15 protein-coding genes are annotated in these 14398 nt (G+C 73.9%); 9 read left to right on the top strand and 6 right to left on the bottom strand.

Annotated elements, in window-relative coordinates; genetic code table 11:
• Nucleotide 1 precedes the first annotated feature (1 nt).
• Nucleotides 2–916: a sugar phosphate isomerase/epimerase gene (locus AB0D66_RS05595; protein WP_362297085.1), complete on the bottom strand. Its 915-nt coding sequence runs from the start codon at nucleotides 914–916 to the stop codon at nucleotides 2–4.
• Nucleotides 917–984: 68 nt separating this feature from the next.
• On the opposite strand from AB0D66_RS05595, the gene iolC reads away from it, so the two are divergent.
• From iolC to AB0D66_RS05575, 4 genes are read left to right on the top strand one after another with little or no spacing between them, the layout of a single operon-like run.
• Nucleotides 985–1944 (top strand): 5-dehydro-2-deoxygluconokinase, encoded by a 960-nt coding sequence (gene iolC, locus AB0D66_RS05590; RefSeq protein ID WP_362297082.1) that lies wholly within the window; start codon nucleotides 985–987, stop codon nucleotides 1942–1944.
• Nucleotides 1928–2908 carry a 5-deoxy-glucuronate isomerase gene (iolB, locus tag AB0D66_RS05585; RefSeq protein WP_362297079.1) on the top strand — a complete coding sequence of 327 codons (981 nt, stop codon included), beginning with the start codon at nucleotides 1928–1930 and terminating at the stop codon, nucleotides 2906–2908. Before iolC ends, iolB begins: the two co-directional genes overlap by 17 nt.
• Entirely contained in the window at nucleotides 2905–4773 is a 1869-nt protein-coding gene (gene iolD / locus AB0D66_RS05580) for a 3D-(3,5/4)-trihydroxycyclohexane-1,2-dione acylhydrolase (decyclizing) (protein WP_362297076.1), read from the top strand. Before iolB ends, iolD begins: the two co-directional genes overlap by 4 nt.
• Nucleotides 4774–4786: 13 nt before the next feature.
• Nucleotides 4787–6286, top strand: coding sequence for a CoA-acylating methylmalonate-semialdehyde dehydrogenase (locus AB0D66_RS05575; protein ID WP_362297073.1), 1500 nt, complete (start codon nucleotides 4787–4789; stop codon nucleotides 6284–6286).
• A 76-nt stretch (nucleotides 6287–6362) separates the two neighbouring features.
• Here AB0D66_RS05575 and AB0D66_RS05570 read toward each other — a convergent pair whose 3' ends face one another.
• The 4 genes from AB0D66_RS05570 to AB0D66_RS05555 form a co-directional block, all read right to left on the bottom strand.
• Entirely contained in the window at nucleotides 6363–7403 is a 1041-nt protein-coding gene (locus AB0D66_RS05570; RefSeq protein WP_362297071.1) for a DUF916 domain-containing protein, read from the bottom strand.
• Nucleotides 7404–7488: 85 nt separating this feature from the next.
• On the bottom strand, nucleotides 7489–8784 hold the full coding sequence (locus tag AB0D66_RS05565; protein ID WP_362297068.1) for a hypothetical protein: 1296 nt from the start codon (nucleotides 8782–8784) through the stop codon (nucleotides 7489–7491).
• A gap of 199 nt (nucleotides 8785–8983) precedes the next feature.
• Nucleotides 8984–10168 carry a S8 family peptidase gene (locus tag AB0D66_RS05560; protein ID WP_362297065.1) on the bottom strand — a complete coding sequence of 395 codons (1185 nt, stop codon included), beginning with the start codon at nucleotides 10166–10168 and terminating at the stop codon, nucleotides 8984–8986.
• Between the two features lie 230 nt (nucleotides 10169–10398).
• Nucleotides 10399–10812 (bottom strand): GNAT family N-acetyltransferase, encoded by a 414-nt coding sequence (locus AB0D66_RS05555; protein WP_362297062.1) that lies wholly within the window; start codon nucleotides 10810–10812, stop codon nucleotides 10399–10401.
• A 21-nt stretch (nucleotides 10813–10833) separates the two neighbouring features.
• Here AB0D66_RS05555 and AB0D66_RS05550 point away from each other — a divergent pair, with 21 nt between their 5' ends.
• Nucleotides 10834–11124, top strand: a complete 291-nt coding sequence (locus AB0D66_RS05550) for a hypothetical protein (protein WP_362297059.1) — start codon at nucleotides 10834–10836, stop codon at nucleotides 11122–11124.
• A gap of 67 nt (nucleotides 11125–11191) precedes the next feature.
• On the opposite strand, the gene AB0D66_RS05545 is transcribed toward AB0D66_RS05550, so the two are convergent.
• On the bottom strand, nucleotides 11192–11890 hold the full coding sequence (locus tag AB0D66_RS05545) for a 4'-phosphopantetheinyl transferase superfamily protein (RefSeq protein ID WP_362297056.1): 699 nt from the start codon (nucleotides 11888–11890) through the stop codon (nucleotides 11192–11194).
• 102 nt (nucleotides 11891–11992) lie between these two features.
• On the opposite strand from AB0D66_RS05545, the gene AB0D66_RS05540 reads away from it, so the two are divergent.
• From AB0D66_RS05540 to AB0D66_RS05525, 4 genes are all read left to right on the top strand, one after another.
• A complete protein-coding gene (locus AB0D66_RS05540; protein ID WP_362297053.1) occupies nucleotides 11993–12760 on the top strand; it encodes an alpha/beta hydrolase in 768 nt (255 codons plus the stop codon).
• Nucleotides 12761–12852: 92 nt separating this feature from the next.
• A complete protein-coding gene (locus tag AB0D66_RS05535; RefSeq protein ID WP_362297050.1) occupies nucleotides 12853–13326 on the top strand; it encodes a phospholipase in 474 nt (157 codons plus the stop codon).
• 113 nt (nucleotides 13327–13439) lie between these two features.
• Nucleotides 13440–13829, top strand: coding sequence for an SHOCT domain-containing protein (locus tag AB0D66_RS05530; RefSeq protein ID WP_362297047.1), 390 nt, complete (start codon nucleotides 13440–13442; stop codon nucleotides 13827–13829).
• A 129-nt stretch (nucleotides 13830–13958) separates the two neighbouring features.
• The gene (locus AB0D66_RS05525; protein WP_362297627.1) at nucleotides 13959–14324 is read left to right on the top strand and encodes a hypothetical protein; all 366 of its coding nucleotides are present in this window, start codon (nucleotides 13959–13961) and stop codon (nucleotides 14322–14324) included.
• The last annotated feature ends 74 nt before the right edge of the window (nucleotides 14325–14398 follow it).

Raw genomic sequence — 14398 nt, 5'->3', positions numbered from 1 at the left:
TTCAGCGGGCGCCGCAGGAGCGCAGGTAGGCGCGGGTGCGCCGGGCGATCGGCAGCGGGCGGTCGGGCTCGCAGGGGTACATGTCCTGTTCCACGATGGCGAACAGGTCCACGCCGAGCCGCTGGGCCGCGGCCAGCACCGGCTCCAGCGCCGGCACCCCCGCCGGCGGCTCGCACATCACCCCGCGGCCCACGGCCGGGCCGAACGGCAGCTGCTCCGCGACCACTTCGGCGAGGATCCGCGGGTCCACCTGCTTCAGGTGCAGGTAGCCGATCCGCTCGGCGAAGGTCTCGATCGCCTGGACGCTGTCGCCCCCGCAGTACGCGTAGTGACCGGTGTCCAGGCAGAGCGAGACGAGGCCGGGGTCGGTGGCGTCCAGGAACCGCGCCACGTTCTCGGGGGTGTCGATGTGCGTGTCGGCGTGGGGGTGGACCACGATCCGCAGGCCGTACCGGTCCCGCACCTCCCGCCCCAGCCGCTCGGTCTGGGAGGCCAGTTCACGCCACTGAGCGGGGGTCAGGGTGCGGTCCTCCAGCACCGCGCCGGTCTTGTCGTCCCGCCAGAAGGACGGGATGACCACGAGGTGGGCGGCGCCCATGGCCTGGGTGAGCGCCGCGATCCGCGACACGTGCTCCCAGGTGTCCTCCCACACGGCGGGCCCGTGATGGAGTCCGGTGAAGACGGTGCCGGCCGAGACCCGCAGCCCGCGCTTGGCCGTTTCCTCGGCGAGCCGCGCGGGGTCGGTGGGCAGGTAGCCGTAGGGGCCGAGCTCGATCCACGCGTACCCGGCGTCGGCGACCTCGTCGAGGAACCGCTCCCAGGGGGTCTGGGCGGGGTCGTCGGGAAACCAGACACCCCAGGAGTCCGGAGCCGAACCGACGCGGATACGGGTCAACGCGGGCGGGGAGGACGTCATAGCGGCCACCTTAGGGTGCGAGGCTCGAAGGGACGTTGAAGACGGTGGGACCAGCGGGAGGACTGACTGTGAGCGGTGACGGGTTCGCGTTCGACCTGATCACGATGGGGCGCATCGGGGTGGATCTCTACCCGTTGACGACCGGCGTACCACTGGCGGAGGCGGACACCTTCGGCAAGTTCCTGGGCGGCTCCCCGGCCAACGTGGCCGTCGCGGCCGCCCGGCTGGGCCGCCGCGCGGCGCTGATCAGCCGCACCGGCGCGGATCCGTTCGGCACCTACCTGCGGTCCGAGCTGCGCACGTTCGGGGTGGACGGGCGGTGGGTGGCCGAGGTGGCCGGCCATCCCACCCCGATCACCTTCTGCGAGATCTTCCCGCCCGACCGCTTCCCGCTGTACTTCTACCGGCTGCCCAAGGCCCCCGATCTCCAGATCGCGGCGGAGGAGCTGGACCTGGCGGCGATCCGCGGGGCCCGGGTGTTCTGGATGACGGGCACCGGCCTGAGCGAGGAGCCGAGCCGCACCGCCACGCTGGCCGCCCTGGAGGCCCGCGCGAAGTCCGGGACCACCGTCTTCGACCTGGACTGGCGGCCGACGCTGTGGCGCGAGAAGCCCGGCGTCCACTACGAGCGGGCGCTGGCGCTGGCGACGGTGGCCGTCGGCAACGCCGAGGAGTGCGAGATCGCCACCGGCGAGTCGGATCCGTACGCGGCGGCGCGGGCGCTGCTCGCCGCCGGGGTGGAACTGGCGGTGGTCAAACGGGGCCCGGAGGGCGTGCTGGCGGTCCACCGCGACGGGACGGTGGCGGAGGTCCCGCCGGTTCCCGTCCGGGTGGTGAACGGGCTGGGGGCCGGGGACGCGTTCGGGGGCGCCCTGTGCCACGGGCTGCTCGCCGGGTGGGACCTGGCGGCGGTCATGCGGTACGCGAACGCGGCCGGGGCGATCGTGGCCTCCCGGCTGGCGTGCGCGTCAGCCATGCCGGTCTCCGACGAGGTCGAGGAGGTGCTGGGCCGTGCCGGTGGTGTCTGAGTGGGGGATGGAGTGGACGAGGCTGGTGGTGCTCGACCTGGCGCCGGGGGAGGTCTACGAGCACGCGTGCGGCGAGGCGGAGTGGATCGTGCTGCCCCTCTCGGGCGCCTGCCAGGTCCGCTGCTGGGGCTCCGCCCCAGACCCCGCTCCTCAAACGCCGGAGGGGCTGGATGTGGCTGATGCGGCCGCCCGGTCATTCTCAGCCCCGCCGGCGTTCGAGGCGCGGGGGTCCGGGGGCAGCGCCCGCGCAGCGGCGTCGCAGGTGTTCGAACTGCGCGGGCGGGCCGGGGTGTTCCACGGACCCACCGACTTCGCCTACCTGCCCAGGGACGGGCACGCGGAGGTCACCTCGGTCGAAGGAGGGCGGTTCGCCCTCGCCGGGGCACGGTGCGACAACGTGCTGCCGGCCCGGTACGGCCCGGCCGGGGCCGTCCCCGTCGAGCTGCGCGGCGCCGGCCAGTGCTCCCGCCAGGTCAACAACTTCGCCGCCGCCGGCCCGGCCGGCTTCCCGTGCGACCGGCTCATCGCCGTCGAGGTGCTCACCCCCGGCGGGAACTGGTCCTCGTACCCGCCCCACAAGCACGACGAGCACCACCCCGGCGAGGAGTCCCGCCTCGAGGAGATCTACTACTTCGAGATCGCCCCGCACGGGAGCACCCCCGGCCTCGGCTACCAGCGGGTCTCGCCCTCCCCGGCCGGGAAGACCGACGTCCTCGCGGAGGTGCGCACCGGCGACGCCGTGCTCATCCCGGACGGCTGGCACGGGCCCTCCATCGCCGCCCCCGGGCACGACATGTACTACCTCAACGTGATGGCGGGGCCGGGCCCGACCCGCGAGTGGCTGATCCGGGACCACCCCGACCACGGCTGGATCCGCGCCACCTGGCCGGGGCAGGACATCGACCCCCGGCTGCCCTACCCCCAGGCCCCCGAGGCGGCCCCGCAGACGGAGGCACCCCGATGAAACTCACCGTCGCCCAGGCCCTCGTCGCCTTCCTCGCCCGCCAGTACACCGAACGCGACGGCCGGCGCCACCGGCTCATCGCGGCCACCTGGGGGATCTTCGGGCACGGGAACGTGGCGGGCATCGGCCAGGCCCTGCTGGAGACCGGCCCCCGGTCCATGCCCTTCCTCCAGGGCCGCAACGAGCAGGCCATGGTGCACGCCGCCGTCGGGTACGCCCGGCAGAGCGGGCGGCTGTCCGCCCACGCCGTGACCACCTCCATCGGGCCCGGCGCCACCAACCTCGTCACCGGCGCCGCCCTCGCCACGATCAACCGGATCCCGGTGCTCCTGCTGCCCGGGGACACCTTCGCCACCCGGCCCGCCGACCCCGTGCTCCAGCAGCTGGAGGTGCCGTACGCGGGAGACCTGTCCGTCAACGACGCCCTGCGGCCCGTCTCCCGCCACTTCGACCGGATCACCCGCCCCGAGGCCCTGATCCCGGCCGCCCTCCAGGCCGTGCGCGTCCTCACCGACCCCGTCCAGACCGGGGCCGTCACCCTCGCGCTGCCGCAGGACGTCCAGGCGGAGGCGTACGACTGGCCCGAGGAGTTCTTCGCCGAACGGGTGTGGGGCGTGCGCCGGCCCCGGCCCGACCGCGCCGAGCTGGCCGCGGCGGCCCGGGCCGTACGGTCGGCCGCCCGCCCCCTGGTCATCGCCGGGGGCGGGATCCGGCACAGCGAGGCCCAGACGGCCCTGGCGCGGTTCGCCGAGGCCACCGGGATCCCGGTGGCGACGACGCAGGCGGGCAAGGGCGTGCTCCCGTACGACCACCCCGCCGAGGTCGGCGGGATCGGGCACACGGGGACGGCGACCGCCGACGACCTGGCCCGCGAGGCCGACCTCGTCATCGCCGCCGGGACCCGGCTGACCGACTTCACCACCGCCTCCGCGACCCTCTTCAGGAACCCGACCGTCCGGTTCATTGGGCTCAACCTCGACCCGTACGACGCCCACAAGCTGGCCGCCCTGCCCCTGGTCGCCGACGCCCGCGAGGGGCTCGACGAGCTCCGGGCGGCGCTCGCCGGCCACCGCGTGGACCCCGCGTACGAGGCGGCGTACGGGGAGCGGAAGGCGGACTGGGAGGCCCGCGTCGACCTGGCCTTCGCCGCCCCCGAGGACGACCTCCCGCCCACCCAGGCCCAGGTCCTCGGGCTGCTCGACGCCCTCGTCGACGACACCGACATCCTGGTCAACGCGGCCGGCTCGCTCCCCGGCGACCTGCACAAGCTGTGGCGGGCCCGCTCGGCGGACCAGTACCACGTGGAGTACGGCTACTCCTGCATGGGCTACGAGATCCCCGCCGCGATCGGCGTCGCCCTCGCCGCGCCCGGCCGCCCGGTCTGGGCGCTGGTCGGCGACGGCACGTACCTGATGAACCCGACCGAGATCGTCACGGCGGTCCAGGAGGGCGTCCCGCTCAGGATGGTCATCCTGGACAACCGGGGCTACGCCTCCATCGGCGGCCTGTCGGGGGCGGTGGGCGGCGAGGGCTTCGGCACCGCGTACCGCTTCCGGGGGCCCGACACCACGTACACGGGCGAGCCCCTTCCGGTGGACCTCGCGGCCAACGCGGCCTCCCTCGGGATGGCCGTCATCCGCGCCCGGACCGTGCGTGACCTGCGCGAAGCCCTCGCGGAGGCCCGCTCGGCGAGCCGTCCCACATGTGTCTACACACAGACCCGAACGCCCGACACTGTGTCGGGCCCACCCCCCGCACAGGCGTGGTGGGATGTTCCTGTGGCCGAGACCGCGACCCGCAAGGCGGCGGCCGAGGCCCGTGAAGAGTACGACCGGCAAGCCGCGCAGCGACGTCGCCATCTGTGAAGGAGCAAGGCAAATGAAGACCGTCAACCACTGGATCGGTGGCAAGACCGTCGAGGGCGCGTCGGGCAACTACGGCCCGGTCACCGACCCGGCCACCGGCGAGGTCACCACGCAGGTCGCGCTCGCCTCCGCCGCAGAGGTGGACGCGGCCGTGCAGATCGCGAAGGAGGCCTTCCAGACCTGGGGCCAGTCCTCGCTGGCCGCCCGCACCAAGGTGCTGTTCGCCTACCGCGCCCTGCTGGACGCCAACCGCGACGCCATCGCCGAGCTGATCACCGCCGAGCACGGCAAGGTGCACTCGGACGCGCTGGGCGAGGTCGCCCGCGGCCTGGAGATCGTCGAGCTGGCGTGCGGGATCACCACGCAGCTCAAGGGCGAGCTGTCGACCTCGGTCTCCAACCGGGTCGACGTGTCCTCCATCCGCCAGCCGCTGGGCGTGGTCGCGGGCATCACCCCCTTCAACTTCCCGGCGATGGTCCCGATGTGGATGTTCCCGCTGGCCGTGGCCTGCGGAAACACCTTCATCCTCAAGCCCAGCGAGAAGGACCCCTCCGCCTCCGTCAAGCTCGCCGAGCTGATGACCGAGGCCGGTCTGCCCGCGGGCGTGCTCAACGTGGTCCACGGCGACAAGGTCGCGGTGGACGCCCTGCTGGCCCACCCCGACATCGCGGCCGTCTCCTTCGTGGGCTCGACCCCGATCGCCCGCCACATCCACACCACCGCCTCCGCCAACGGCAAGCGCGTCCAGGCGCTGGGCGGCGCCAAGAACCACATGCTGGTGCTCCCCGACGCCGACCTGGACGCGGCCGCCGACGCGGCCGTCTCGGCCGCCTACGGCTCGGCCGGCGAGCGCTGCATGGCGATCTCCGCCGTCGTGGCCGTCGGCTCCATCGCCGACACCCTCGTCGAGAAGATCCGCGAGCGCGCCGAGAAGATCAAGATCGGTCCCGGCAACGACCCCGACTCCGAGATGGGCCCGCTGATCACGGCCGCCCACCGCGACAAGGTCGCCTCGTACGTGAAGGGCGCGGCCGCCCAGGGCGCCGACGTGGTCCTCGACGGCACCGGGTACACGGTCGAGGGCAAGGAGGACGGCCACTGGATCGGCCTGTCCCTCCTCGACCACGTGAAGACCGACTCCGACGCCTACCGCGACGAGATCTTCGGCCCGGTGCTGTGCGTGCTGCGCACGGAGACCTACGAGGAGGGCGTGGCCCTCATCAACGCCTCGCCCTTCGGCAACGGCACCGCGATCTTCACCCGCGACGGCGGCGCGGCCCGCCGCTTCCAGCTGGAGATCCAGGCGGGCATGGTCGGCGTCAACGTCCCGATCCCGGTGCCGGTGGGCTACCACTCCTTCGGCGGCTGGAAGGACTCGCTCTTCGGCGACCACCACATCTACGGAAACGACGGCATCCACTTCTACACCCGCGGCAAGGTCGTCACGACCCGCTGGCCGGACCCCTCGGACGCCCCGGCGGGCGTGGACCTGGGCTTCCCCCGCAACCACTGACGCCTGACCGCCACCCGGCGACACGGAACCCCCGGCCACCCCTCACCGGCCGGGGGTTCCCGCCGTTCCGGGGCCGTCAGCGGGCGCCGGCCAGGTCCGGGGCGGGTTCCGGGTGGTCTCCGGGCGTAGACCGGCGGCGGCGCAGGACCCAGAAGGCGATCGCCGTGCCCGTCAGGACCAGGACCGCGCCCGCGGCGGGCCACGGGACGGCGACGAACTCCGCCGTGGACCGCGGGGCCAGGTCGGGGTGGGCCGCGGCGCCCGCCGTGATGGTGAGCGTCACCCAGTCCAGCTGGGGGGCGTCCGGCCACGGCTCGGTCAGCTCGACGCGCTGGCCGGGCAGGAGGGCCAGCTTCAGCTCGCGGGACGGGCGGCTGAGCACCTCGCGTCCGAACAGGCCCTCCGCCGACAGCGCCACCTTCGGCTCGACGACCACGTTGCCCCGGTTGACCAGGGCGTAGGAGACCGTGGCGCGGGCGCTCCCGGTCCAGGGCAGCAGCGGGGCCGAGCGGCTGACCCGTACGTCCTCCACGCTCAGTCCGGGCGTCACCGGCCCCGGCACCCGGAAGTACAGCCGGGCGCCCACCGAGCGCTTCACCCCGACCTGGACCTTGCCCTCCTGCTGCGCGCCCTCCACGGCCGTGTTCAGGGCCACGATCCCGCCGACGTGGTCGCCGGGCGTCGCGTCCGCCGGGACCTTCACCGTGAACGGGATGTCCTTGCGGCCCTTGGCCGGCACGGTCACCGTGGCCGCCGTCTCCGCGGGCAGCGCGATCCACGCGCCGACGTCCACGGGCTTGGTCTCCACCGGAAGCAGGGCGAAGGCACCGCCCGCCGGTGTGTTCATCGCGTCGGTGGCGAAGACCTGGAACGTCAGGTCCTTGTCCGAGGAGTTCAGGATCGTCGCGCTGTCCTGGACGGTGGTCCCGGCCGCGCCCTGGTGGAAGAAGTACGCGCGGTCGGTCATCGCCGCACCGGCTGCGGGCGTGGGGAAGACCCCCCAGGTGCCGTTGTCCGCGGCCGTCGCGGTGGTGGCGGGGAGCAGGCCCGCGCCCAGCAGCAGCAGGCCGGCGAGGAGACCGTACGGAGAGGTGCGGGTGCGGATGCGGGTGCGCATGGGCGGGGTCTCCAGGGGGCGCGGAAAGGGGGAAGGTGGTGCGGCGCCGGAGCACCGCACCACCCCGGGACCGGTCGGGACCGGGTCAGGCGATGGAGAAGGTGACCACCGACTGATAGGTGTCGGCGAACATGAACGGCGGGAGCTGGATCATCCCGGCGCCGCCCACGGCGAACTCGCCACCCGTCAGCTCCTCCCCGCCGGCGGCCTGGGAGGCCACCTTCATCGGGGTCGCGGAGATGGCCCCGGGCGCACCGACGGTGCAGGTGCTCGGGCTGTCCGCGTTGGTGACGGTGCAGGTGGGCTGGATGCCCAGCTGCGCCTTCGCCATGGAGTGGCCGGTCGTCTCGTTCAGGAACGGCGTACGGGTCGCCGTGACGTCCCAGCCGAGGCTGCCGCCGCGGAAGTCCTGGACGGACATCGCCGTGAACTGGCCGACGACCGACTGGGGCTTGCCGTTGATGGTGACCTTGCCGAAGCTGACGGCCGGGTTGCCGCTCTGCGGGCCGATGGCCAGCGGACCGGGCAGCACCTCGACGTCGACCGGGTTCTTCACGCCGGGCTGGTCTTCGAGGAACACGAAGTCCTTGTACGGGGTCACCGCGCCGTCGATCCTGATCTGGTCGGCCTTCTTGGTGACCGTGACCTCGCAGGTGGCGGCGCCGCCCGCGGCCGCCGTGCCCTGGCCGCTGTCACCGGTCGGGGCCCCCGCGAGGAGCGCGGAGCAGGTGACCGCGCCGGGAGCGAAGTTGGCCCCGGTGACGACGACCTTCTGGCCCGCCTTGCCGCTGTTGGGCGTCAGTTTGGTGGTGATCGGGTCCTTGGGCAGGGCCTCGACGGCGACCGACCCGACGGAGCCGCTGGGGCGCGGGTCCGGGTTGCAGGTCGTGGTGTAGACGGTGCCGCCGATGTCGGCGTCCGTGATCACCTGGTCGATGGTGATGTCGATGGTCCGGCCCTCGGTGCCGTCCGGGATCTTGATGGTGCCGTCGAACTTCGGCGGGTCGGCCTTCTGGCCCGCCGTCTGCTGGCTCGGCGTGGGCGGGCTGGTGACGGTCTGGGGGTTGCCGTCGACGAGCAGCTTGGCCTTGGTGGTGTTGACCGTCTCGATGGTGAACATCGGGATGACCGGTGTCAGACCGGGGTCGATGGAGATCGGTACGGTGTCGCCCGCCTTGGCGCCGTCCGGGAGCGTGATGGTGAAGTCCTGGAGGCCCTCGGCGTCCGGCTGCGGAGCCGGGGCATCGCACTTCACGTAGACCGGAGTGGTCTTCGTCGCGGCCTGCGCGGAGCCGGCCAGGCCGACCACACCGCCCGTCAGGGCCAGGGAAAGGGCTCCGGCCCCGGCCAGCACTCTTCGTCTGAGCGTTATCGAACTCACTGGGTCGCGACTCCTTCGTCATGACGAACCCCTCCCCCCACCCGCTGTGTGGGGGAGGTCGAGCCGGTGCGGTGGCCGACATTGACGCGTCGCCGTGATGAGAAGTCAATGACTTGTTTTCGCCCGAAGCACACAGAAATTGATGTGCCATCAGAGCAGGTCTGACGGCACGTGGGATACCGACTGGTCGGTGAGCGCCTCAGCCTGCGGCCGGGGTGTGGAGCAGGAGGTTGGGGGTGCCTGCCGGGAGTCCGGTGATCCGGTCGGGAACGGCGCCCTGCGTCAGCGCCGCGGCCACCTGGGCCGGGGTCTTGCCCGTGCCGTCGGCGCGGATCAGGGCCGCGACCCCGGCCACGTGCGGGGCGGCCATCGAGGTGCCGGAGGAGCGCGCGGTGGCGGTGGCCGACCCCTTCCACGCCGAGACGACGGACACTCCGGGCGCGGAGAGGTCCACGCAGCGGCCGTGGTTGGAGAACGGCGCGCGCCGGTCCTCGGCGTCGGTCGCGGCGACCGTGACGGCCTGCGGCACGGAGGCCGGGGATCCGGAGCAGGCGTCCCGGCCGTCGTTGCCGGCGGCCACGACGAAGGCGATCCCCGAGGCGACGGCCCGGGTGACCGCGCCCTCGAGGGCGTAGCTGCGGCTCCCGCCCATGCTCATGTTGGCGACGGCCGGGGTGGCGGGGGTCCTGGCGGCGTGCTTCACCATCCACTCGATGCCGCCGACCATGGCCGAAAGCCGCCCTGAGCCACGGCAGTCGGCCACCTTCACCGACACGAGGGCGGCCCCCTTCGCCACCCCGTACGTTTGCCCGCCCACGGTGGCCGCGACGTGCGTGCCGTGCCCGTTGCAGTCGCCGGAGCCCGTGAGGAACAGCCCGTTGTAGCCGGCCCGGGCGCGGCCGCCGAACTCCTGGTGGCGCGTGTTGATCCCGGTGTCGATGACGTAGACGGTGATGCCCTCGGCCCTGTTCGGGTACGTGTACGAGCCGTCGAGCGGGAGCGCGCGCTGGTCGATCCGGTCCAGCGGCCAGGGGGCCCGGGGCTGGGTGTCGGTGGTGTGGAACTCCGCGTCCGGCTCCACCGAGGCGACCCGGGGGTCGGCGGCCAGGGCGGCGGCGCGGGCAGCGGTGGTGCGGACGGCGAACCCGTCCAGGACGGTGTCGTAGACGGCCGAGACCTCGTCGCCGGCGCCGGCCGCCTCGGCGGCCAGTGCCAGGGCGCGGGCGGGAACGCGGGGGGCGGTGTCCTGCGGACTGCCCTTCAGGACGACGACGTAGGGGGCGGTTTCGGCGGTGGCGGTGTCGGAGCGCGGCGGCAGGGCGGTGGCCGTGCCGGCCGTCGCGAGGAGGGCGGCGGCCGGGAGGAGGGCGGCGAATGCGGTCATGTGGCCGATGCTCGGCGACGGTCGGCGGGGGCGCGCCCAGGGTGCGCCGACTGGCCGCACGACACGCCGCCGCGGGGGCGACCGGCACGGCGGGCGCGGCGGCGAAGCGGTGGCGGCGGGCGCGGCGGCGAGCCGGTGGCGGTGGCGAGTCGGTGGCGGGGGCGCGGCGGCGGACCGGTGGCGGTGGCGAGTCGGTGGCGGTGGGCGCGGCGGCGGACCGGTGGCGGCGCTTACGCGGTGAAGGGCCAGCCGCGCATCGTGAAGACGCCCTCGTCGCGCGCCCCGGCGGCCGAGTAGGTGGCGAGGGCCGCCTCGTTGTCCGTGTCGACCCCGACCCACATGCCGTAGCAGCCGCGGGCCTTGGCCTCGTCGGCCAGTGCGAGGGTCAGGGCGCGGCCGATGCCGCGGCGCCGGTACCCCTCGTCCACGGAGAGCTCGTACAGGCACATCTCGGTGCCCTTGTCGGGGTGGGTCATCTCGACGCCCGAGACCATCCCGGCGGGCACGCCGTCCACGTAGGCGATGAGCAGCAGGTGCCCCTGGGCGGCCAGGAAGCGCTCGGACCAGTCCTCGCGGGCGGGCCCGTCGAAGAGGGACTCGGCGGCGGTGAGCTCGGCGACGGTGCGGGCCCGGCGGATGTCCATGGCGGCCACGATATTCCGGGGATGGGGGACGGGGAGCAGGATTTCGGCGCGGTGTGGCGGCAGGCCCCCGAAGCGGTGCGCCGCTGCCCGGCCCTCGCCTACGAGGCATTGGCGGCGGGCGGACTGGCCGTGGGCACGGTGCTCACGGACGCGGCGGGCACGGCGCTGTGCGAGGGCCGCAACGAGGCGTACGAGGAGGGGCCCGGCAGGGGCCCCTGCGCGGGACGGCGGCCCTGCACGACTGCCTGGCGCCGGGCCTGCCGGCCGCGCGGAGCGTGCGGGAGAGGCTCGGCGGGCTCTGGCCGCTGCTGACGGCGGCGGCCGCGGAGCGCGACGGGCGCGGCTGACCCCCCGGGCGGCCGGCGCGGTGCCGGGCCGGTCAGGCCCGCACGGCCAGGGCCGCCGCGTAGTGCGCGGGGGCCGGGAGGTCCCGCAGGGTCCAGCCCGGGACGGGGGCCGGGGCGGGGGCGGAGCCGACGTACGGGTCGGTCAGGCCGAGGGCGAGCCCCGTGCCCTCGGCCTTGAGGCAGGCCTCCTTGCGGCACCACACGCGGGCCAGCCCGGTCGGCCGGTCGGCCTCGGGCAGGGCGTTCAGCTCGGCGATCTCCGCCGGGTGCAGCAGGGGCAGCACGTCGGCCAGCGCCTCCGCGCTCGGCGTCTCCTCCACGTCGATGCCGACCGGCACTCCGGCGAAGGCCAGGTAGGCCACGTCGCCGCTGTGCGAGAGGGAGAAGTGGACCGGGGCGCCGGCCACGGCCGGCCGCCCGTGCGGGCCCCCGCAGCACGGGCAGGTCTCCCGGACCAGGGCGACCTCGCGCGGAGCCAGCCCCAGGTAGGAGCCGAGCAGCACGCGCAGGCCCAGGTGCGAGGCGAGGTAGCGGTGCCGGTCGGCGGGCCGCAGGAGCCGTGCGGCGCGCTCCTGTTCGTCCGCGTCCAGTACCGCCCCGGCCCCGGCGACCGGGCGTCCGGCGACCGACTCCCGCCGGGTGTCCAGGGACCACACGGCCACGGCCGCGCCCTCGGGGGGCGGGCCGGTCCTCGGCGTGCCGTCGGCGAGCTCGTTCACGTGGTCGATCACCCGACCGAGGGTAGACGAGCCGGATCCCGCTGACCGGTGCTGCTGGCTATCCTCGTTCCCACCAGGACGGGGAAGTGACGTGGGGACACGGGGGGATGGATCGTGCGGAGCGCTGCCGTCACGGCGGAGGGTGACCTGATCCGCTGGGTGGAACTGCCGGGGGAGGAGCCGGCCCGGGTGTACGTGCACGGGCTCGGGGCCAGTTCGCCCGGCTACTTCGCGGCGAGCGCGGTCCATCCGCTGCTGGCGGGCCGCCGTTCGCTGCTGGTCGACCTGCTCGGCCACGGGTACAGCGACCGGCCCGAGGCGTTCTCCTACACCCTCGAGGCGCACGCCGACGCGCTCGCCGCGGCCCTCACCGGGGCCGGGGTGCGGGGCGCCGAGCTGATCGCGCACAGCATGGGCGGATCCGTCGCCATCGTGCTCGCCGCCCGCCACCCCCACCTGGTCTCCCGGATGGTGCTCGTCGACGCCAATCTGGATCCGCTGGCGCCCGCCCCCGGTGCGGCCGGGAGCAGCGGGATCGCCGCCTACGGCGAGGAGGAGTTCCTGGCGGGCGGCTGGGCGCAGGTGCGCGACCGGGCCGGCGCGCACTGGTGGGCGACCATGCGGCTGGCCGGCCGGACCGCCCTGTACCGCAGCGCCGTGCACCTGGCCGCGGGGACCACGCCCACCCTGCGCGAGCTCCTGCTGGAACTGAAGGTTCCGAGCGGCTTCCTGCTGCCCGAGGCGGACGGCCCGCTCCCGGGCGCCGAGGCCCTGGAGGCGGCGGGAGTCCGCGTGCTGTCCGTACCCGACTGCGGGCACAACATCATGCTGGACAACCCGGAGGGCTTCGCCCGGGCCGCCGCGACGGCCCTGGCCGGGTAGCGCGGCCCGCAGTAACCATCGGGCGCCCGGGGGAGTTGGCCGGGGGGCGACCTGCCCCGCCACGCCACCGCCCCCCGGCCCCGAGGAATGCCATGCGCCGCCGTGCCGTCCGCCGTACCGTCCCCGCCCTCGCCTCGGCGGCCGCGGCCGCGGTGCTCGCCCTCGCGTCGGCCGCCTCGGCGGCCCCCGGGGTCCCCGCCGACAAGCCCCAGGTGCTGAGCCGTTGGACGCAGCCCGACGCCGCCGGCTACGGGGCGTGGGCCGCGGCGCGCGGGAACCGGGGCGCCTGGGCCGCGTACGGCTTCGACTGGTCGACGGACTACTGCACCGGCTCCCCGGACAACCCCTTCGGCTTTCCCTTCCGGATGGCCTGCGCACGCCACGACTTCGGCTACCGCAACCACCGGGCGGCGGGCCTGTACCCAGCCGCGAAGGCCCGCCTCGACGAGGCCTTCCACGCGGACCTGAAGAGGGTCTGCGCCCTGTACTCGGGCGCCCGCCGCGTCTCCTGCGACAGCACCGCGTGGATGTACTACCGGGCCGTCAGGATCGTGGAGATCTCCTAGCCGGGAGCCGGGGGACCGCGCCCGTTGCCGCACACGGCCGGGACGGCCCCGACGTGCGGACCCCGGGCACCCGGCGTAGTAATGAAGATCTACGCCGACGATCGGAGTCCGGCATGGACGACTACCCGCTGCTGAATCTCTTCTGGACGATGCTGTGGCTGTTCGTGTGGGTGATGTGGTTCTTCCTGCTCTTCAAGGTGGTCACGGACATCTTCCGCGACCACAGCCTGAACGGCTGGGAGAGGGCGGCCTGGCTGGTCCTGGTGCTCCTGCTGCCCTACATCGGCGTGTTCGTCTACCTCATCTTCCGCGGCCGCAGCATGGGCGAGCGCGAGGTGAAACAGGTCAAGGAACAGGAAGCGGCCTTCCAGCAGTACGTCCGCAAGGCGGCGGGCCCGTCCACGAGTCCGGTCGACGAACTGCACAAGCTCTCGGCCCTGAAGGACAAGGGCGACATCAGCCAGGAGGAGTTCGACCGCGCGAAGCAGAAGCTCCTGACCTGAGGCCGGCCGGCTCCGCAACCCATGGAGGTCGAAATGGCCAGTGACCACAGCAGGCCCCTCGCGAACGACCCGCACGCACGCCCCTGGCACGCGCCCACGTCCGGTACCACCGTCCTGGCGGCGGCGCTGATGCTCTTCGGCGGCGTGATGGCGATCTTCGAGGGGATCGCGGCCATCGCCAAGGACGACCTGTTCCTCGCGACGCGCCACTACGTCTTCGAGTTCAGCCTGGCGGGCTGGGGCTGGATCCACCTCATCCTGGGCATCATCCTGGTCTTCGCCGGCTGCGCCGTCATCAGCGGAGCACTGTGGGCGCGCCTGTTCGGCGTCGCCATCGCGAGCCTGGGCGCGATCGCCAACTTCCTGTGGATCCCGTACTACCCCTTGTGGGCCCTGGTCCTGGTAGCCGTCAACATCTTCATCGTCTGGGCCCTGTGCATGGGCATGCACCGAGAGGCCCACACGGACCCCGCCCACCCGGCGGGCCCCCGCTGACCCGTTGGACCCCGGGGGGCTTACGGCGGTGCTACGCCGGGCCCGCTAAACTCCTCTGACCTGCACAAAAGCCC

Origin of the sequence: Streptomyces sp. NPDC048270, from assembly GCF_040652335.1 — a bacterium.
Classification (GTDB): Bacteria; Actinomycetota; Actinomycetes; order Streptomycetales; family Streptomycetaceae; genus Streptomyces.
Note: the sequence above shows the minus strand (reverse complement) of the source record. Positions and strands in the feature narration are given on the sequence as shown.